The organism is Halohasta salina, assembly GCF_024178165.1.
Taxonomy (GTDB): domain Archaea; phylum Halobacteriota; class Halobacteria; order Halobacteriales; family Haloferacaceae; genus Halohasta; species Halohasta salina.
This window is the reverse complement of the sequence record NZ_JAMZIE010000003.1, coordinates 422,629-439,638: the sequence shown is the minus strand read 5'-3', so window position 1 is coordinate 439,638 and position 17,010 is coordinate 422,629. Positions and strand designations below refer to the sequence as shown.

General features: G+C 66.4%; 22 protein-coding genes and 1 tRNA gene. 18 read left to right on the top strand and 5 right to left on the bottom strand.

What is annotated here, in order from left to right:
- Positions 1-24 precede the first annotated feature (24 nt).
- A complete protein-coding gene (locus NKJ34_RS09520) occupies positions 25-1,404 on the bottom strand; it encodes a D-aminoacyl-tRNA deacylase (protein WP_253738055.1) in 1,380 nt (459 codons plus the stop codon).
- A 93-nt stretch (positions 1,405-1,497) separates the two neighbouring features.
- On the opposite strand from NKJ34_RS09520, the gene NKJ34_RS09515 reads away from it, so the two are divergent.
- The 7 genes from NKJ34_RS09515 to NKJ34_RS09485 all read left to right on the top strand — a co-directional run bounded on the left by NKJ34_RS09515 (position 1,498) and on the right by NKJ34_RS09485 (position 7,944).
- Positions 1,498-2,310, top strand: coding sequence for a shikimate dehydrogenase (locus tag NKJ34_RS09515; protein WP_253738054.1), 813 nt, complete (start codon positions 1,498-1,500; stop codon positions 2,308-2,310).
- Positions 2,311-2,384: 74 nt separating this feature from the next.
- Complete coding sequence (locus NKJ34_RS09510; protein WP_253738053.1) at positions 2,385-3,074, top strand: helix-hairpin-helix domain-containing protein; 690 nt, start codon at positions 2,385-2,387, stop codon at positions 3,072-3,074.
- 41 nt (positions 3,075-3,115) lie between these two features.
- Positions 3,116-4,678, top strand: coding sequence for an anthranilate synthase component I family protein (locus NKJ34_RS09505; protein WP_253738052.1), 1,563 nt, complete (start codon positions 3,116-3,118; stop codon positions 4,676-4,678).
- A complete protein-coding gene (locus NKJ34_RS09500; protein ID WP_303647406.1) occupies positions 4,675-5,322 on the top strand; it encodes an anthranilate synthase component II in 648 nt (215 codons plus the stop codon). The genes NKJ34_RS09505 and NKJ34_RS09500 overlap by 4 nt, the downstream gene beginning before the upstream one ends.
- Positions 5,315-6,223 carry an aminotransferase class IV gene (locus NKJ34_RS09495; RefSeq protein WP_253738051.1) on the top strand — a complete coding sequence of 303 codons (909 nt, stop codon included), beginning with the start codon at positions 5,315-5,317 and terminating at the stop codon, positions 6,221-6,223. The genes NKJ34_RS09500 and NKJ34_RS09495 overlap by 8 nt, the downstream gene beginning before the upstream one ends.
- A 62-nt stretch (positions 6,224-6,285) precedes the next feature.
- Positions 6,286-7,452: an inorganic phosphate transporter gene (locus NKJ34_RS09490; protein ID WP_253738125.1), complete on the top strand. Its 1,167-nt coding sequence runs from the start codon at positions 6,286-6,288 to the stop codon at positions 7,450-7,452.
- A gap of 72 nt (positions 7,453-7,524) precedes the next feature.
- Complete coding sequence (locus tag NKJ34_RS09485) at positions 7,525-7,944, top strand: Rieske (2Fe-2S) protein (RefSeq protein ID WP_253738050.1); 420 nt, start codon at positions 7,525-7,527, stop codon at positions 7,942-7,944.
- Positions 7,945-8,049: 105 nt separating this feature from the next.
- Here the strand turns inward: NKJ34_RS09485 and NKJ34_RS09480 are convergent.
- Positions 8,050-8,124, bottom strand: a tRNA-Met gene (locus tag NKJ34_RS09480).
- Between the two features lie 275 nt (positions 8,125-8,399).
- Here NKJ34_RS09480 and NKJ34_RS09475 point away from each other — a divergent pair.
- Positions 8,400-9,383 (top strand): YeiH family protein, encoded by a 984-nt coding sequence (locus NKJ34_RS09475; RefSeq protein WP_253738049.1) that lies wholly within the window; start codon positions 8,400-8,402, stop codon positions 9,381-9,383.
- A gap of 49 nt (positions 9,384-9,432) precedes the next feature.
- Here NKJ34_RS09475 and NKJ34_RS09470 read toward each other — a convergent pair whose 3' ends face one another.
- The gene (locus tag NKJ34_RS09470) at positions 9,433-9,699 is read right to left on the bottom strand and encodes an HAH_0734 family protein (RefSeq protein WP_253738048.1); all 267 of its coding nucleotides are present in this window, start codon (positions 9,697-9,699) and stop codon (positions 9,433-9,435) included.
- A 209-nt stretch (positions 9,700-9,908) separates the two neighbouring features.
- Between NKJ34_RS09470 and NKJ34_RS09465 the strand changes: the two genes are divergently transcribed.
- From NKJ34_RS09465 to NKJ34_RS09435, 7 genes are all read left to right on the top strand, one after another.
- Entirely contained in the window at positions 9,909-10,193 is a 285-nt protein-coding gene (locus NKJ34_RS09465) for a 50S ribosomal protein L44e (RefSeq protein WP_253738047.1), read from the top strand.
- 2 nt (positions 10,194-10,195) lie between these two features.
- Entirely contained in the window at positions 10,196-10,369 is a 174-nt protein-coding gene (locus NKJ34_RS09460) for a 30S ribosomal protein S27e (RefSeq protein WP_253738046.1), read from the top strand.
- Between the two features lie 15 nt (positions 10,370-10,384).
- Positions 10,385-11,185, top strand: coding sequence for a translation initiation factor IF-2 subunit alpha (locus tag NKJ34_RS09455; protein WP_253738045.1), 801 nt, complete (start codon positions 10,385-10,387; stop codon positions 11,183-11,185).
- Positions 11,186-11,368, top strand: coding sequence for an RNA-protein complex protein Nop10 (locus tag NKJ34_RS09450; protein ID WP_253738044.1), 183 nt, complete (start codon positions 11,186-11,188; stop codon positions 11,366-11,368).
- A gap of 4 nt (positions 11,369-11,372) precedes the next feature.
- Positions 11,373-12,140: a proteasome assembly chaperone family protein gene (locus NKJ34_RS09445; RefSeq protein ID WP_253738043.1), complete on the top strand. Its 768-nt coding sequence runs from the start codon at positions 11,373-11,375 to the stop codon at positions 12,138-12,140.
- Between the two features lie 219 nt (positions 12,141-12,359).
- The gene (locus tag NKJ34_RS09440; RefSeq protein WP_253738042.1) at positions 12,360-13,526 is read left to right on the top strand and encodes a thiolase domain-containing protein; all 1,167 of its coding nucleotides are present in this window, start codon (positions 12,360-12,362) and stop codon (positions 13,524-13,526) included.
- The gene (locus NKJ34_RS09435) at positions 13,523-13,915 is read left to right on the top strand and encodes a Zn-ribbon domain-containing OB-fold protein (RefSeq protein WP_253738041.1); all 393 of its coding nucleotides are present in this window, start codon (positions 13,523-13,525) and stop codon (positions 13,913-13,915) included. The genes NKJ34_RS09440 and NKJ34_RS09435 overlap by 4 nt, the downstream gene beginning before the upstream one ends.
- Here the strand turns inward: NKJ34_RS09435 and NKJ34_RS09430 are convergent, their stop codons facing one another.
- Both NKJ34_RS09430 and NKJ34_RS09425 read right to left on the bottom strand, forming a co-directional pair.
- Entirely contained in the window at positions 13,916-14,878 is a 963-nt protein-coding gene (locus NKJ34_RS09430; RefSeq protein WP_253738040.1) for an alpha/beta fold hydrolase, read from the bottom strand.
- Between the two features lie 42 nt (positions 14,879-14,920).
- Positions 14,921-15,091, bottom strand: a complete 171-nt coding sequence (locus NKJ34_RS09425; RefSeq protein WP_253738039.1) for a hypothetical protein — start codon at positions 15,089-15,091, stop codon at positions 14,921-14,923.
- A gap of 286 nt (positions 15,092-15,377) precedes the next feature.
- Between NKJ34_RS09425 and NKJ34_RS09420 the strand changes: the two genes are divergently transcribed.
- The 3 genes from NKJ34_RS09420 to cmk all read left to right on the top strand — a co-directional run bounded on the left by NKJ34_RS09420 (position 15,378) and on the right by cmk (position 17,000).
- On the top strand, positions 15,378-15,737 hold the full coding sequence (locus tag NKJ34_RS09420; protein ID WP_253738038.1) for a DUF555 domain-containing protein: 360 nt from the start codon (positions 15,378-15,380) through the stop codon (positions 15,735-15,737).
- A gap of 49 nt (positions 15,738-15,786) precedes the next feature.
- Complete coding sequence (locus NKJ34_RS09415; RefSeq protein WP_253738037.1) at positions 15,787-16,326, top strand: CBS domain-containing protein; 540 nt, start codon at positions 15,787-15,789, stop codon at positions 16,324-16,326.
- Between the two features lie 95 nt (positions 16,327-16,421).
- Positions 16,422-17,000, top strand: coding sequence for a (d)CMP kinase (cmk, locus tag NKJ34_RS09410; RefSeq protein WP_253738036.1), 579 nt, complete (start codon positions 16,422-16,424; stop codon positions 16,998-17,000).
- Positions 17,001-17,010 lie beyond the last annotated feature (10 nt).

Genomic DNA, 17,010 nt, shown 5'->3' with positions numbered 1-17,010 from the left:
CATTTGTCAGACAATCGTCTGACCTTACGTGTCGGGTTCGTGAGATACCGGGCGCGGAACCGGAAACCGGTCGACCTGCTGGCTCTCGACGACGTGGGGTTCGACTGTCTTCCCGTTGACTGTCACCGCCTCGCCCGCAGCGAGTTTCCCGAACTTCGGCCCCTCCGGCACCCCGAGGGTCGCCGCTTTCGAGGGGTCGAAGCTCGTCTGTCGGGCGACGACCTCGCCGTCGACCCGCTCTATAGTCTCGTATTTCGAGTCGAGCAACCCCGCCAGCCGGTCGACCAGCCGGCCGACATCCGCGGCCGTCGCCACCGCCGCCCGCCCCGATGGCAGTGTCCCACCCTCGACAGTCTCGAACGCGACCGTGTGTTCGGCGATAGTCTCCCAGACGGCGTCGGCGTCGACGCCGTTTGCGGCCCCGATCAGTTCGTCGGGGAGTTCGACCGCGAGCCAGTCGGCGTCGCCGAGAGTCACCTCGCCGAAGCGGAGTCCCTCGTCGACCGTCGACAGCGCCGATTCGATGGCCGACACGGTCGGTAGGGGTCGACTACCGACGGTCCGAAGCCACGTCTCGGAGACGACCCGGTAGCCGAGATCCTCGATGGTCGCTTCGAGGTCGGGTCGGTCGCCGCCGACCACCGCCAGTTCGGCCCGACTGGCCGCGAAGGCGGCGTCGACGACCGCGCGGTTGGCTGCGGGATCGCCCATCGCCTCCAGTTGCCACTCCGAACCGATGTGGCCGACTGCCCACGCGGTGTCGCGAACGATCCGGGTACAGCGCGGGGTGTAGTGGCCGCCGCCGAAGCCGACCACGTGGCGGGGCGGGCCCTCCACGGGTTGATGGTCGGCGGTCGCGTCGCCGAGTTCGAGGACGGCGTCGGCGACTGCCCGTGCTCCCTCGGGGTCGTTCCACGCCGTCTCGTCGCTGCCGAGTTCGACGAACAGCGAGGGGATCGTCGGCGCGGTCGGCCCGTGGTGGGTACACTCGATGCCGACGTCGTAAGCATCGGGAGCGTGGCGGTCGAGGGCGTCGACGACGGCCTTCTGGACGCCCGGGGCGGCGCGGGCGAACGCCCCCGGCTCGCCGCCGTACTCCGCGGGGCCGAAGTTGCCGGTGAAATGCGCCGTCAACAGTCGTCCCGTCTCGCCGGCGTGTTTGGAGACGAACACGAGAAAATCGAGCGCGTCGGGATCGCTGAAGGCGGCTTCGGGGGCATCGAGGTCGACGTGCATCGCCTCGAAGGAGCGGAGTTCGAACCCCTCGTGGCGGTGGAACTCGCCGCCGCCGTCGGCGTCGACCCGATCGGCGTCGGTGTGAGTCGTCCACCCCGCGCGGCCCAGCAGCTGCTCGCCAATCTGTGTCGAGGCGTGGTCGGCCCGGCTGACGACGATCCCAATCACGACCGGCTCTCGGTGGCCGACCCGCAAAACGCCACCGTTTGGCGGCGCGATTCGACTGGGAGTATTTAAGAATGGGCCGTATAACAACCACGTATGGATGTGTACGGACTGGTCGGCAACCCGGTCGGCCACTCGGTGTCGCCGCCGATGCACGAGGCGGCCTACGACGAACTCGGGATGGATGCCTCGTATGTCGCCTTCGAGCCGGCGGTCAACGAGATCCGGCAGGCGTTCGTCGGGGCCGAGACGCTGGGGATCGAGGGGCTCAACGTCACGATCCCGTTCAAAGAGGACGTCGCGGCGATCGTCGACGCCGACGAGCTCGCCGCCGAAATCGGGGCGGTCAACACCGTCGACTTCCGCGAGGACGGCCCACCACGCGGCTACAACACCGATGCCGCCGGGGTCAAACGGGCGTTCGACCACCACGACGTCGACCTCGAGGGCCGGTCGGCAGTCGTCGTCGGGGCCGGCGGAGCAGGACGCGCCGCCGCGTTCGCGTTGACCGACGCCGGTGCGGAGATCCACATCGCCAACCGCACCGTCGACCGGGCGATCGGGCTCGCCTCGGAGCTGTCGAGTGCCTCCGGCGGGAGCCTCGAAACCCTCGACTCCCAGATCGGCGACGCGTCGGTGCTCGTCAACACGACGAGCGTCGGCATGGAGTCCGACGAGACGCCGGTGCCCGCCGAGCTGCTCCACGAGGATCTCACGGTGCTCGATGCGGTCTACAGTCCGATCGAGACCCGACTGCTCAGAGCGGCCAGCGAGGTCGGCGCACGGACGATCGACGGCGCGTGGATGCTGCTGTATCAGGGCGTCGAGGCATTCGAGCAGTGGACCGGCCGGAATGCGCCGGTCGACGCCATGAACGACGCGCTCCGGGCGGCTCTCAACGCCGAGTAGGCTGTGACTACCGTCGACGGGAGCCGATAGGTCGCTTGTAACGTTTAAATACAGTCGTCATGTAGCTACACCTAATGGCCCTGCTAAACAAATTGAAGTCGATTCTCGGGATCGGGGGTGGCCGCGATGAGGGAGACCGGCGGTCGGAGACGTCCGTCACGGTCGAACGCGAGGCCGACACGGAAGCCGCCTCCGAGCCGGCGGCTGACGAGGAGCCGGTCGCTGCCGGCACCGACGCGACCGCCTCCACCGGGTCGATGACCGACGCTTCGGAGGACCCCGAGCAGGCAGCCGAACCGAGCGAAGCAACCGCTCCACCGACCGACGAAGACGACGGAGAGGACCGCGATGTCGGCGCGGTCATCGACGAGGCCGAACCGTCGACCGACGCCGACGAGTCGGTTGCCGCCGGCACCGACGCGACCGCCTCCACGGAGTCGCTGACCGACGCCGAAGCCGGTGCCGAGGGGGCCGCCGAGCCGGGGGAGGCGGCCGGACCGCCGACCGGTAGTGCCGACGCCGAGGAGTCGGCCGCCGACAGCGAGGACGGTGACGAAGACGACGAATCGGACGCCGACGAACCGACGGGAGAGCCCGTTGAGATGATCAAAGGGATCGGCCCGGCCTACGCCGACCGACTTGGCGAGGCGGGGATCGAATCGGTCGACGCGCTCGCAGCGGCCGACGCCGAAACCGTCGGCGAGACGATCGACGTCTCACCGAAGCGTGTCGCCGACTGGATCGAGCGCGCCAACGACCAGTAGGACGCGAAACTGTTAGGCCCGGCCGGCGACTCCGGTCGAATATGCCAACCCCGACTCTCGTCACCGATCGGGCCACCTTCCGGTCGGTGGCGGCCGACGCGCCGCCGGGTGGGCGCGTCCCAGTCGAGCTCCGCACCGAGGTTCGGGACCCGTTTATGTGCTATCGGCGTGCGCGCGACGGCCCGGGCGGCGTCTTTCTCGAAACCACCGGCGGCCAGTCCGGCTGGGGATATTTCGCCACCGAGCCGGTCGACCGGCTCACTGTCTCGGCCGAGGCGGTCCTCGCCGACCGCGAACCCGATCGAGCGGGAGACTACCGGCGTAGCTCCCCGTCGCTGGCGGCTCTCGACGGCCTGTTGGCCGACGAGAGGCTGCACCGCGGCCCCTGTTCGGTCCCCTATCCATGTGGCACGTTCGGTTGGCTGGCCTACGACATCGCCCACGAACTCGAAACGCTGCCCGGCGAGGCCGCAGACGACCGGGGGCTCCCCCGGCTCCAGGTAGGCGTCTTCGACCGCGTGGCCGCGTGGCGAGAACCGCACGACGAGCCGGTGACGCTCCACGTAACCTGCTGTCCGAAACTGCCGGCGGAAGCGCTGGCCGACGAGACCGCCCTCGATGCGATCTACGATCGGGCGGTCGACCGGGCGCGATCGCTCGCAACGGCCGCCGTCGAGGGCGATCCCGAGGTGGGCGAACCACCGGTCGAGGCGACCGAAGCCACGTTCGAAAGCGAGTGCGGGCGGGCGGCGTTCGCCGACCGAGTCCGACAAATACAGGCGTACATCCGCGACGGCGACACGTTTCAGACGAACCTCTCGCAGTGTCTGACCGCCCCGGCGGCCGTCCACCCGGTCGAAGCCTACGACGCCCTCCGGCGGGTCAACCCCGCGCCGTACGCCGGTCTGGTGGAGTTCTCCGGGCGCGGAGACGATCGCTGGGCGGGCGTCGACCTCGTCAGCGCCAGCCCCGAACTCCTCCTCGAACGCGAGGGGGATCGACTGGTGACCGAGCCCATCGCCGGAACGCGGCCTCGTGGCCGTACCCCCGAGGCCGACGACGCCTTCGAGGCCGAACTCCGCAGCGACGACAAGGAACGGGCCGAACACGCGATGTTGGTCGACCTCGAACGGAACGATCTCGGGAAGGTAAGCGAGTTCGGTAGCGTCGGGGTAAGCGAGTACCGGCGGGTCGACCGCTACTCGGAAGTGATGCATCTCGTCTCGGTGGTCGAGGGACGGCTCCGAGCGGACCGGTCGCTGGCCGACGCCATCGCCGCCGTCTTCCCCGGCGGGACGATCACCGGCGCGCCCAAGCCGCGGACGATGGAGATCATCGACGAACTGGAGCCGACCCAGCGCGGCCCCTACACCGGCAGCATCGGCGTGTTCGGCTTCGACGGCCGAGCGACACTCAATATCGTTATTCGGACGCTAACGCGGCACGACGACCGGTATCGGCTCCGCGTCGGCGCGGGAATCGTCGACGATTCGGACCCCGACGCCGAGTTCGACGAAACGATGGCCAAGGGGCGGGCGCTGATCACCGCCATCGACGAAGCCCTCGAAGCCGGCCGGCTGACGATCGAGGAGGCCGCCGAATGACCGCCACCGAGTCGGCGTCGGCTATCGAGAGGATCGTCGACAGACTCGCCGACGGCGGCCCCCGAATGCTGGTGGTCGACAACTACGATTCGTTCGTCTACAATCTCGTCCAGTACGTCGGCGAGTTCGCCGGCGAGGTCGCTGTCCGGCGTAACGACGCGGTCGACCTCGCGGCGATCCGCGCGCTCGACCCCGACGGGATCGTCCTCTCGCCGGGGCCCGGCACCCCGCAGTCGGCCGGTGTTTCGATGGACGTCTTCGATCTGGACCGGCCGATATTCGGGGTCTGTCTCGGCCATCAGGCACTGTGTGCGGCCCTCGGTGCGCCCGTGGGTCACGCACCCGATGTGGTCCACGGCAAACCCTCGGAAATCAGCCACGACAGCGAGGGACTCTTCGAGGGCCTCCCGGAGCGCCTTCGGGTCGGTCGGTACCACTCGCTGTGTGTCGACCGCGCCGATCTTCCCGACGAACTGGTCGAGACCGCCCACACGACCGACGACCGCGCGGTCGTGATGGGGGTTCGCCACCGCAGGAAACCGCAGTTCGGCGTCCAGTTCCACCCCGAAAGCATCCTGACCGACGACGGCAAGCGGATGGTCGAAAACTTCGTCCAGTTGTGTGAGGCGGTCGACGATGACTGAGGAGCTGTTATATCATGTCGACGGCGACCTCGTAGCGGCCGACGAGGCGACGGTCAACGTCCGTGATCGCGGCTTTCTGTACGGCGACGCGGCCTTCGAGACGATGCGGGCCTACGGTGGCGAGGTTTTCGAGTGGGATGCCCACATGGACCGGCTCGCTGAGACCTGCGACGTACTCGGGCTGAATCATGGTCTCTCGGCGGGTGGCCTTCGGCAGCGCGTCGACGAGACGCTCGCGGCCAACGAGCTTCGGGAGGCCTACGTCCGGCTGTCGATCACCCGTGGTGTCCAGCCCGGCAAACTGACGCCCGATACCGAGGTCGACCCCACGGTCGTCGTCATCGTTAGCGAACTACCACGGGGTGGGCAGGGGAGCCAGCCGGTCTGGGATGGGCCGGCGACGCTCCAGACGGTCAAAACCAAGCGCGTTCCCGACGCGTCGATCCCCGCCCGCGCGAAGACCCACAACTACCTCAACGGCATCCTCGCCCGACTCGAACTCCGCGTCACGGGGGCCGACGAGGCCATGATGGTCGACGCCGACGGCCACGTCACCGAGGGCGCGACGAGCAACCTGTTTTTCGTCCGGGACAACGCCTTGCGGACACCGAGCCTCGACGGACCCGTCCTCCCGGGAATCACCCGCAGGGTGGTGCTCGAACTCGCCCGCGAGGAGGGGATTCCGGTCGAGGAGGGCCAGTACACGCCCGCAGAGATCCGCAGTGCCGACGAGGTGTTTCTCACCAATTCGACGTGGGAGCTTCGGCCCGTCGAGACCGTCGACGGGCTCTCGATCGGTGACGAAGAGAGTGAGGGGTCGACCGGGACGGCTGCCGGACCGGTGACGACGCTGCTGTCGCGACTGTTCGACCTGCGGGTCGAAGCCGACTCCTACGAGTGAGTCGACCCACAGGCCACGAGACGACCGCTAGCTACTTGCGGCTTGTCGTCGTCCGTGAGTGTATGGTCGTCACGGTGCTGACCGCGGGGGTGCTCGCCTCGCTGTTCGTCGGGTTCAATATCGGTGGCTCCTCTACCGGTATCGCGTGGGGGCCGGCGGTCGGCGCGGGCGTCCTCCGCAAGGTGACCGCCGCCGGGCTGATGGTCGGGTTCGTCTTTCTCGGCGGCTGGACGGTCGGCCGCAACGTCATCGAGACACTCAGCGGCGACATCATCACCATCGAGATCTCGCTCCCGGCAGGGGTCGCCGTCCTGTTTTTCATCGGCCTCGGCATCCTGATCGCCAACGTCTTCGGCGTCCCGATCCCCACATCAATGACCACCGTCAGTGCGATCGCCGGCCTCGGGTTGGCGACCGACACGCTCAACTACGCGACGATGGGCGAGATCGTCTCGTGGTGGTTCGTCACCCCTGTCATCGGCTTCTGGATCGGCGGGATCATCGGCCGCTACTTCTATCCGGGCCTCGACGCTCAGATCGACGTGAGTACGACTCCCGGTCCGCTCCTTTCGGTGGGTCGACGCGGCCTACGCCCGACACTCTCGCTCGGGCCGAACACGACCGGCCGCGAGCTGGTCAGCACGCTCGCTGTCCTCGCTATCGGGTGTTATATGTCCTTTAGCGCGGGCGCGAGCAACGTCCCGAACGCGGTCGCCCCGCTGGTCAGCAGCGGCGCGCTCGATGCGAACCGCGCCATCCTGCTGGCGACAGTTGCCATCGGGGTCGGCGGCTTCACCATCGCCCGGCGGACCATGCAGTCGGTCGGCACCGAACTCAGCGACATCCCGCTGTTGGCGGCGCTGATCGTCATGTTCGTCGCGGCGACGATCACCACGTTCCTCTCGTCGATCGGCATCCCGATCAGCCTCGTGATGGGGATGGTGATGACCATCGTCGGCCTCGGCTGGGGGCGGGCGACCCGGCCGATCACCGTCGGCGAGGCGATCCGCGGGGAGGTCGACGCCGAGATCGCCACCGGAGCGCTGACTGCCGAACCCGACGCGCCAGTTCGGGAGATCGGCGAACGCGAACAGCAGTCGACGCTGGACGCCGGGGAGCTGTTTCGGCCCCGGGCGATCGCCAAATACCTCTCGATGTGGATCATCGGCCCGACGGTGGCGCTTGGGCTGTCGTACCTCTTTTTTACCCTCTTACCAGTTGTGGTATAATAATCGACAGCAGCCGGCGGCCAGCTGTTGGAAAACGTATCGTTAAAGGCTCACAGTCGACAGTCACCGACAATGCATTCCGCGAGCCGGATCGTGTCGGTCGACGATGTGCCCGAGGAGACGACCTTCCTGTTCCGCGTGCGGCCGGTCGACGGCGACGAGGAGAAGGAGGCGATTTTGCTTCACGACGACGAGGGCGTCGTCAGTTGGCTCAACTACTGCCAGCACTTCACCCACATCAAACTCGACAAGGGATCGGGCGCGGAGATGCGCGACGGCGAGGTGATCTGTACGAACCACGGCGCGTACTTCGAGGCCGACAGCGGCCGCTGCACCTTCGGCCCGTGTGAAGGGGCGTTTTTGAACGAGATCGAGGTCGGGGTCGAGGACGGCGACGTGTATCTGGTCGACGACGACTACGAGTTCGTCGGCACCGGCGAGATCGAGACCGCGAAGGACGATCTGGGCTCGAAGTCGAACTACGAGTTCTGAAATCGAGTGATCGGAAAATGCGCTTCTACTCGGCCCGACGAATGTCTCGGATATGCGTGTAACTGCCGCAAGAGACAGAGTACCACTAAAACTGACCTGTTAGAGTAGCGGGAAGTAGATTTGAACTACCGATCTCCGGGTTATGAGCCCGGCGGAATCTCCTGGCTATCCCATCCCGCTACCAAATCGAATGCCGCAGCTACGGTTAAGGGTTATGATTCAACCGCAGTATGGCAGTTTCGACCGAGTCACAGCCTCCCACGAACGCGCGTTCTCGCGCGTCGACGGCGGAACCGATACCCAGTTACGACCGCCGTGTGTGCACCGAGATAGATGTCGACCGATCACTGGGGGTATCGTGCTGTTGTCGACCGGTCACACCCGGGGAGTTCCTGTCGTGACCGACAACGCAGTGGTGTCGAACCACTGGCGTCGGGACGTACCGTGGGGACGTAATGCGGCTCACACGACTATTACCCGGTGTTGCGGTGCTCTGTGGTGGCGCGATACTCTCGCGAGCAATCGCGAGGGTCACCGGCGTTCCCTCGCTGCTTGTGGCAATCGGGATCGGAGCCGTACTGGTAAACGGCCCCGGTGTGCCGGACCGCTACGAACCGGGTCTCGGGACACACAACCTCTGGCTCGCCGGCGGCATCGTGCTGATGGGTGCGTCGCTCACGCTCGGGACGATTCGTGAGGCCGGTGTCGCTGTCCTGCTGGTCGTGGTAGCGGTGGCTGGGCTCACCATCGGTGTTGTCGAGTTGCTCTCACGGCGTGTGTTCGGTCTCGACGACAAGCTCGGCTCGCTGCTCGCGGCGGGCGCTGGGATCTGTGGGGTCTCGGCGGTCGTCGCGGTTGGCGGCGCTGTTCGTGGGCGGGAAGACCAGATCGCCTATGCGGCGGCGACGGTCCTGCTGTTCGATGCGGTGACGCTCGTCGTCTACCCGATCGCCGGCGAACTGCTCGGGCTCTCGGATGTCGTCTTCGGCATCTGGACCGGTGTGAGCATGTTCTCGACGGGACCGGTCGTCGCCGTGGGTGTGAGTTACTCGGAGGTGGCCGGACAGTGGGCGACGCTGACGAAGCTCGCCCGAAACGCGTTGATCGGGGTCGTCGTGGTCGCCTACGCAGCCGCCTACGCGCGGACGGAAGCCGACGGTCGACTCTCGGCGCGGACGCTCTGGGAGGAGTTCCCGACGTTCATATTCGGATTCCTCGCACTCGCCGTCTTTGCGAGCCTCAGTCTGTTTTCGCCGACACAGCTCGCGGCGATCGACACCACCTACAGCTGGCTGTTCAGCGTGGCCTTCGTCGGCCTCGGGAGCGAGATCCATCTGGGGAAGCTCCGGAACACCGGCCTGCGACCGATCGGCGTCGTCCTGCTGTCGCTGGTAATCGGCAGTAGCCTGTCGCTGGCCGTACTGACGGCGGTGTTCTGACGCGGAGTGTTACCGTAAAAGGGGCGTCCAGCGGTGACTGAAACCCGGATCAGACCGAGAGTTTGCTGCGGGCCTTGACGACGTCGAGGGCGTCGGCGTCGATCGTGTCGACCTCCAGCCAGTGGGGGACGTACTCGCGTTTTTCGTAGGTTTCGTGTTCGTCCTCGGTGCCGATGGTACACCACAGCTGGACCTCGTCGGGGCCGTGCCAGTCGCCCTGTCGCTGGATGCCGAAGCAGACCTGCTCTTCCCCATCGTAGTTGATGATCGCGCCCTTACGGATACCGGGGTCCCCGTTGACGATGAGCTGCTGCATACTCGCGATTCGACCGGTCGAGGCTTAACGGCTTCGACATTCGACACTTGTCAGCCGACAACAGGTGGGAGCTTCGCCAACCGACAAGCGGGAGCGTCGACGCGGTCGGTGTATGGGAGGAGATCCCACGAAATCGGGGTCCTGCGGGCGGCTCGAACCAAACGGGTTTTAACGGCCGGTGCCAAACCACCGCCAAGGTAGATCTCACTATGGAAATGCCACGCCGAATGAATACGTACTGTCCGCACTGTGACGCCCACCACGAACACGAAGTCGAGAAGGTCCGCACCGGTCGCTCGACCGGGATGAAGAAGGTCCAAGACCGTCAGCGCAAACGCCAGACCTCGACCATCGGCAACAGCGGGAAGTTCTCGAAGGTGCCCGGTGGCGACAAACCCACCAAGAAGACCAACCTCACCTACCGGTGCAGCGACTGCGGCAAGGCCCACATGCGCGAGGGATGGCGCGCCGGCCGACTCACTTTCCAGGAGTAACAATGGCAGGAACCTACGTCCGCGTGAAATGTGGCGACTGCGAGAACGAACAGATCGTCTTCGGCAAGGCCGCGACGACCGTCTCCTGTGCGGTCTGCGGTACCACCCTCGCGGTCCCGACCGGCGGGATGGCCGAGATCGACCACGAGATCGTCGAAACTGTCGAAGCGCGATAACGGACCCGATACACCATGCAATACAGTGGCTGGCCCGAACCGGGTGACCTCGTCGTCGGCAAAGTCGACGAGATCACCGACTTCGGCGTCTTCGTCGACCTCGAAGAGTACGAAAACAAACGCGGGCTCGCCCACATCAGCGAGGTCGCCTCCGGCTGGATCAAGAACGTCCGCGACCACGTCCGCGAGGGACAGACGGTCGTCGCCAAAGTCCTCGACGTCAAGGAGGGCTCCGAGCAGATCGATCTCTCGATCAAGGACGTCAACGAACACCAGCGGAAGGAGACGATCCAGGAGTGGAAAAACGAGCAGAAGGCCGACAACTGGATGCTGCTCGCCCTCGGCGAGGACGTCGACGACGAGACCTACAGCGCGGTCGCCAACGGCCTGCTCGCTGAGTACGACTCGCTGTACGACGCCTTCGAGGAGGCGGCGATCCACGGCGAGGAGGCCCTCGACGAGACCGACCTCGACGACGACGAGATCGAGGCGATCGTCGAGACCGCCCGCGAGAACGTCTCGGTGCCCTACGTCAACGTCACCGGCTACGTCGATCTGGAGTGTCCGGCCGGCGACGGCGTCGACGCGGTCAAGGAGGCACTGAAGGCCGCCGAGGGCAACGGCGAGATCCCACCGGAGATCGAGCTGTCGGTGTCCTACGTCGGCTCGCCGGAGTACCGGATCAAGGTCCGGGCCCCCGACTACAAGACGGCCGAAAAGGAACTCGAAGCCAGCGCCGACCGCGCGACGGCCGCCATCGAATCCGCCGGCGGGGCCGGCGACTACCACCGCGAGCGCCGCGAAGACGACGAGTAGATGAAATCCGACATCCGCGTCTGTGCGGCGTGGGCGTCGGAACACGACCGGCCGGTCTACAGCCTCGGCGAGACCTGCCCCGATTGCGGCGGACCGACAGAAAACAGCGCGCCAGCCCCCTTCAGCCCCGAAGATCCCTACGGGGAGTACCGACGGGCTCTTAAGCGGCGCGCTCGCGAGTAGGGGCATGGACGAGATCGATATCGAACACGTTGCGGAGCGTTCGCTCTCCGATCCGGTACTCATCGAAGGCCTGCCGGGCGTCGGCCACATCGGCAAACTCGTCGCCGAACACCTCGTCGAGGAGTTCGACAGCGAACTCGTACGCCGGGTGTACGCCGCCGAGTTTCCCCCACAAGTGACTGTCGACGACGCGGGCGTCACCGACCTCACCGCCGCCGCGTTCCACGCCATCGAGACGCCGGATGACGCCGCGGATCTGTTGGTGTTGACCGGCGACCATCAGGCTTCGACCAACGCTGGCCACTACACGCTGACCTCGGCGTTCCTCGATGTCGCCGACTCCTTCGACGTCGACCACGCCTACGCGCTGGGTGGGGTCCCCACCGGCGAACTCGTCGAGGAGTACACCGTGCTGGGAGCGGTGACCGACGCCGATCTGAAACCGCCGCTCGAAGCCGCAGACGTCGAGTTCCGCAGCGACGAGCCAGCCGGCGGGATCGTCGGCGTCAGCGGCCTGCTTCTGGGCCTCGGCGAGCGCCGCGGCCTCGATGCTACCTGCCTGATGGGCGAGACCAGCGGCTACCTCGTCGACCCCAAGAGCGCCAAGGCGGTCCTCGACGTCTTACAGGAGGTCCTTGGCTTCGAGGTCGACGTCGGCTCCCTGGAGGACCGCGCCGAAGAGATGGAGGAGGTCGTCGGCAAGATCCAAGAGATGCAGTCCCAACAGCAACAGCAGGTGCTGCCCGACGACGAACTCCGCTACATCGGCTGATCGCCGGGTAGCCACCGCCTACCGGTTGGTAGTTGTAGACTACGTGGGTGATATCGTAGGCTACGTGTGGGTATTCGCTAACTACCGTGTCGGTAGCATTCATCTACTTTCCTCAATTGGGCCGGCACTTTCGTCGACCGGTCGGGCGAGTTGTCAGACGAGCCGACCGGTGAGCGGGCCTGAGCCAAGGTTTTACACCGTCCGGTACGACGGGCCGGTATGACATCTGTCCGAGTAGCCGGCGTCGGGCTGACCCCCTTCGGTGCCCACGGCGACCGCGCCGGACGTGAGTTGTTCGCGTCGGCCGCACTGGCGGCCTTCGAGGACGCCGACGTCGACCGGGCGGCGGTCGACCAGCTCAACTACGGCAACTTCATGGGCGCACTCGCCGAGGAACAGGGCCACCAAGCCCCGCTGATGGCCGAGGCCGCCGGCCTCTCGTGTCCGGCCACGCGCTACGAGGAGGCCTGTGCCTCCGCCGGCGTCGCGGTTCGGGAGGCGGTTCGGACGATCCGCTCGGGGGAGGCCGACGTCGTGTTGGCCGGCGGGATGGAGCGGATGACCACGCTCGACACCGGCCGGGTAACTGCGGCGCTGGCGATCGCGGCCGACGAACTCTACGAGGTACGGGCCGGCGTCACCTTCCCGAGCGCCTACGCCCTGATGGCACGAGCGTACTTCGAGCGGTTCGGCGGGGATCGGGCGGATCTCGCGCACATCGCGGTCAAGAACCACGCCAACGCCGTCGACAACGAGTTCGCCCAGTACCAGACTGAAATCAGCCTGGAAAAGGCCCTCGACAGTCCGCCGGTCGCTACGCCACTGCATCTCTACGACGCCTGCCCGATCACCGACGGCGCGAGCGCCGTGCTGTTGGTCTCCGAAGAGTATGCGGCGACTAACGATATCGAGGCTCCCGTCTCGATCACCGGCAGCGGACAGGGCGGCGACAACCTCGCGCTGCAGGATCGCGAGCAGATGGCCCAGACGCCGGCCACCGAAATCGCCGCCGCCGAGGCCTACGACGAGGCCGGAATCACCGCCGCCGACGTCGACTTCGCGGAGGTCCACGACTGCTTTACTATCGCCGAAGTCCTCGCAATCGAGGGGCTCGGGCTCTTCGAGCCGGGTGAGGGGATCGCGGCGGCCCGCGAGGGCCGGACGACCGCCGACGGCGAGACACCGATCAACCTCTCGGGTGGATTGAAGGCGAAGGGCCACCCGGTCGGCGCGACCGGCGGGAGTCAGATCGCCGAGATCACCCGGCTGCTGCGCGGGGATCACCCCAACAGCGATGCCGTCGACGACGCCACCGTCGGTGTCGCCCACAATGCGGGTGGCACCGTCGCAAGTGCGGTCGTCCACGTACTGGAGGTGGACCGATGACACACCATATCCGCGACGAGGCGGTGACCTACGACGAGTGGCTCGACGCCATCGACGCGGGTGAGGGGTTCTACCTCCGGTCGCCCGAGGGTCACGGCTCGCTGCCGCCGCGGCGGGTCTGTCCGCACTCGGGGTCGACCGACCTCTCACGGGAGCCACTCCCGGAGACCGGTTCGATCGAGACCTACACGGTCGTCCACGTCGGGGCGACGAAGTTCGACGACGATACGCCCTACGTCAGTGCAGTTGCCGACTTCGGGCCGGTCGCAGTTACCGGGATCGTCCGCGGAGTCGACCCCGAATCGGTCGCTGTCGGCGACGAGGTCGGTGTCACTGTCGAAACGCGCGAGACGACCGACGACCGACTCGTGGTCTTCCGGCCGGCCTGATCAGTCGGCGGGCCGTTCGGTGGTCGCATCGGCGTCGAGCCGGTCGTTGACCACCTCAAGGAACTCCGCGGGAAACTCGACGTGCGGGAGGAGGAGTGCCCGGTCGAAGACGACCAGCGTCGCGTCGGCTTCGTCGGCCAACTCCCGACCGTCCGACAGCGGTGTGATGTCGGCATCCCGGCCCCAGAGGATCGTCGTGGGGGCCTCGAGGCTCCGGATGGCGTCGGCGAGGTCGACGTCGCTGTTGAGGTAGCCACTGATGAACGACGCCGGGGCGAACCGGGCGTTCGGCTGGTGGGCAGTCTCCCACTCGTAGTCCTGCCACTCTTCGGTCACGTTGGTCGGATCGTAGTAGCCGTGGTCGGCGTTGAAGTATCGGATCGAGGGTTTCGAGGCGATGAGGTTGAAGAAAGCCTCGCCGACAACGGGAGCCCGAATCAACTCCCGGAGCCACCCCTTCGGCGGCTGGGGGCCACCGATGGCGGTCGGACAGATGAGGAGGAGGTCGCTGACGGCGTGGTCGGCCCCCGCCTCGGTAAGCGCGCCCAGCGTGTAGGCGGCGGTCAGCGAGGAGGCGACGACCGCGGGCGAATCGAACTCCGCGAGGAAGTCGTCGACGAACTCCGTATAGAGGGTCGACGAGTAAGACAGCGGCGGGCGATCCGACCGGCCGAAGCCGGGGAGATCGGGGGCGATGACGTGGTAGTCGTCGGCCAGTGCGTCGAAAATCTCGCGGAACTCGCCGCTGGAACCGGCGGCGTTGATGCCGTGGAGCAAGACGAGATCGGGGGCCTCGGCGTCGCCGGCTTCGGTGTAGGCGACGTCGAGGCCACGCCATCGGAAGGTCTCTTGGCGACCGTCGAGGGCCGGCGGGAGGTCGGCCGTCGACCGTAGCCGGCGGTTGACCGCGACGATCCCACCGAGCCCGGCGATCGCCGAGCCGAACAGCGTCCGGAGTTTCATACCCCTTGTAGGGCGACCAGCAGTATAGTAATTGGTGGACTGTTAGGCAGCCGTTCGGTCGTAGGCCGAATCCAGCCGCTCGATGAGGTCGTCGACCGGCAGGGTGATTCCGATCCGGCGGGCCGCAAGCGCGACCGGCAGCAGGAGGATCCCGAGCAGGACGGTAAACTGGTACAGGGCGAACACGGTGAGCCGCGTAACCGATTCGATCATATCCGTACCTCTCCTGCTCGTGTAGTAGTATATAAACCTTCTCCGACGGCGGAACCGACGAACCCGGCGCTGTCATGCGATTAAACTGTAGTTGGATCGAATCCAAATGGGGTGGGTGTCGACGGTAGCGTGGGCGGTAAACAGGGTGGCCAATCGGAGAGATTGTCATAACTTATGAGAATCCAGCCGCTGCCTTGCGCCTATTTGTGGCGGGTGGTGCCACGGCACCTACGATCGGCGCGGCTGAACCACAAGACACGAAACCCTCCGGCCCGTCGGTCGGGTAATGAGTAACTATCTCGTTGCGATGGAGGCGGCGTGGTTGGTTCGTGATGTCGAGGACGTCGACGATGCGATCGGGGTCGCGGTCAGTTCGGCGGGCAAGCGGCTCAATCAGGAGGGCAAGGAGTACGTCGACGTCGAGGTCGGCGTCACCGGCTGTCCGGCCTGCGGCGAGCCGTTCGACTCGGCGTTTATCGCCGCCGACACAGCCCTCGTCGGGCTGTTGTTGGAGATCGACATCTTCAACGCCGACAGCGTCGAGCACGCCTCCCGGATCGCCAAAAGCGAGGTCGGCGGCGCGCTCCGTGACGTCCCGCTGTCGGTGATCGACGTCGTCGAGACCGAAGAAGACGACGCCGAGTAATCCGCGCGCCCGACGAAAGCTTTTCAAATAACCCTGAGTTATTGCCGGTATGGAACTGCCGACGCCACAGGATCTCAGGGAGCGGCGGACCGCCCTCGGGTTGACCCAGAGTTCGCTCGCGGAGGCCGCGGGCGTCTCCCAGCCGCTGATCGCCCGGATCGAGGGCGGCGACGTCGACCCCCGGCTGTCGACGCTCCGGCGGATCGTCAACGCCTTAGACGAGGCCGAAGGCGAGGTAGTGCGGGCGGCGGATCTGATGCACGAGTCGGTCGTCAGCGTCGCGCCCGACGACTCGGTCCGGGAGGCCGTCGAGACGATGGAGGCCGAGGCCTACTCGCAGTTGGCGGTGTTGCAGAACGGGATTCCGGTCGGCTCGATCAGTCAGGGCGACGTGGTTCGGGCCGGCGAGGACGTCAGCGACCACCCGGTCAGCGAGGTGATGAGCGAGTCGTTCCCGACGGTAGCGACCGACGCGACCGTCGACGAGATACGGAACCTGCTGGAACACTACAAGGCGGTGATGGTCACCGAGGGCGGCAGCACCGTCGGGATCATCACCGAGGCCGATATCGCCGCCCAGCTCTCCTGATCTCTTCGTCGACTCCCGTGCGGTATGCGACGGGAGCCCAGCCCACAGTCGGACGGAAGGACAATCTCTTTTAGCCGGACCCCGAGAGAGTGGGTATGTTACTTACCGTCTCTGGGCCGCCCGGCAGCGGCAAGAGCACCAATGCCGCGGCGCTGGCCGATCGGTTCGATCTCGACCACGTCAGCGGCGGCGACATCTTCCGGGAGTTGGCCGCCGAGCGTGGGCTCTCGCCCGTCGAGTTCAACGAGTTGGCCGAGGAGGACGACCAGATCGACCGGGATCTCGACCGCCGGCTCCGCGATATCGCCGTCGACCGCGACGACGTGTTGCTGGAGTCCCGTCTTGCAGGGTGGCTGGCGGCCGACCACGCCGACATCAAGATCTGGCTCGACGCCCCCCAAGAGGTCCGCGCCGAGCGGATTGCCGACCGCGAAGGGAAACCGGTCGACGTCGCCCGGCGGGAGACCTCGCGCCGTGAGGACAGCGAGTCACTTCGGTACGAGGAGTACTACAACATCGAGATCGCCGATCTCACGATATACGATCTGACGTTCAACACGGCCCGGTGGGGGCCCGAATCGATGCAGCACGTCTTGGCGACCGCCGTCGAGGCCTACGATCCCGCCGTCGACGAGGGGAAAGCACCCGTCGAAGACGTCGTCTACGAGTTCTAATGACACGGGA

Coding starts and splice junctions, on each gene's coding strand:
- NKJ34_RS09425 (WP_253738039.1), bottom strand. CDS start 15,091: ATGATCGAATCGGTTACGCGGCTCACCGTGTTCGCCCTGTACCAGTTT.
- NKJ34_RS09485 (WP_253738050.1), top strand. CDS start 7,525: ATGCATTCCGCGAGCCGGATCGTGTCGGTCGACGATGTGCCCGAGGAG.
- NKJ34_RS09500 (WP_303647406.1), top strand. CDS start 4,675: ATGACCGCCACCGAGTCGGCGTCGGCTATCGAGAGGATCGTCGACAGA.
- NKJ34_RS09430 (WP_253738040.1), bottom strand. CDS start 14,878: ATGAAACTCCGGACGCTGTTCGGCTCGGCGATCGCCGGGCTCGGTGGG.
- NKJ34_RS09440 (WP_253738042.1), top strand. CDS start 12,360: ATGACATCTGTCCGAGTAGCCGGCGTCGGGCTGACCCCCTTCGGTGCC.
- NKJ34_RS09450 (WP_253738044.1), top strand. CDS start 11,186: ATGAAATCCGACATCCGCGTCTGTGCGGCGTGGGCGTCGGAACACGAC.
- NKJ34_RS09490 (WP_253738125.1), top strand. CDS start 6,286: ATGGTCGTCACGGTGCTGACCGCGGGGGTGCTCGCCTCGCTGTTCGTC.
- NKJ34_RS09435 (WP_253738041.1), top strand. CDS start 13,523: ATGACACACCATATCCGCGACGAGGCGGTGACCTACGACGAGTGGCTC.
- NKJ34_RS09420 (WP_253738038.1), top strand. CDS start 15,378: ATGAGTAACTATCTCGTTGCGATGGAGGCGGCGTGGTTGGTTCGTGAT.
- NKJ34_RS09455 (WP_253738045.1), top strand. CDS start 10,385: ATGCAATACAGTGGCTGGCCCGAACCGGGTGACCTCGTCGTCGGCAAA.
- NKJ34_RS09470 (WP_253738048.1), bottom strand. CDS start 9,699: ATGCAGCAGCTCATCGTCAACGGGGACCCCGGTATCCGTAAGGGCGCG.
- NKJ34_RS09515 (WP_253738054.1), top strand. CDS start 1,498: ATGGATGTGTACGGACTGGTCGGCAACCCGGTCGGCCACTCGGTGTCG.
- NKJ34_RS09460 (WP_253738046.1), top strand. CDS start 10,196: ATGGCAGGAACCTACGTCCGCGTGAAATGTGGCGACTGCGAGAACGAA.
- NKJ34_RS09465 (WP_253738047.1), top strand. CDS start 9,909: ATGGAAATGCCACGCCGAATGAATACGTACTGTCCGCACTGTGACGCC.
- cmk (WP_253738036.1), top strand. CDS start 16,422: ATGTTACTTACCGTCTCTGGGCCGCCCGGCAGCGGCAAGAGCACCAAT.
- NKJ34_RS09505 (WP_253738052.1), top strand. CDS start 3,116: ATGCCAACCCCGACTCTCGTCACCGATCGGGCCACCTTCCGGTCGGTG.
- NKJ34_RS09475 (WP_253738049.1), top strand. CDS start 8,400: ATGCGGCTCACACGACTATTACCCGGTGTTGCGGTGCTCTGTGGTGGC.
- NKJ34_RS09445 (WP_253738043.1), top strand. CDS start 11,373: ATGGACGAGATCGATATCGAACACGTTGCGGAGCGTTCGCTCTCCGAT.
- NKJ34_RS09510 (WP_253738053.1), top strand. CDS start 2,385: ATGGCCCTGCTAAACAAATTGAAGTCGATTCTCGGGATCGGGGGTGGC.
- NKJ34_RS09495 (WP_253738051.1), top strand. CDS start 5,315: ATGACTGAGGAGCTGTTATATCATGTCGACGGCGACCTCGTAGCGGCC.
- NKJ34_RS09415 (WP_253738037.1), top strand. CDS start 15,787: ATGGAACTGCCGACGCCACAGGATCTCAGGGAGCGGCGGACCGCCCTC.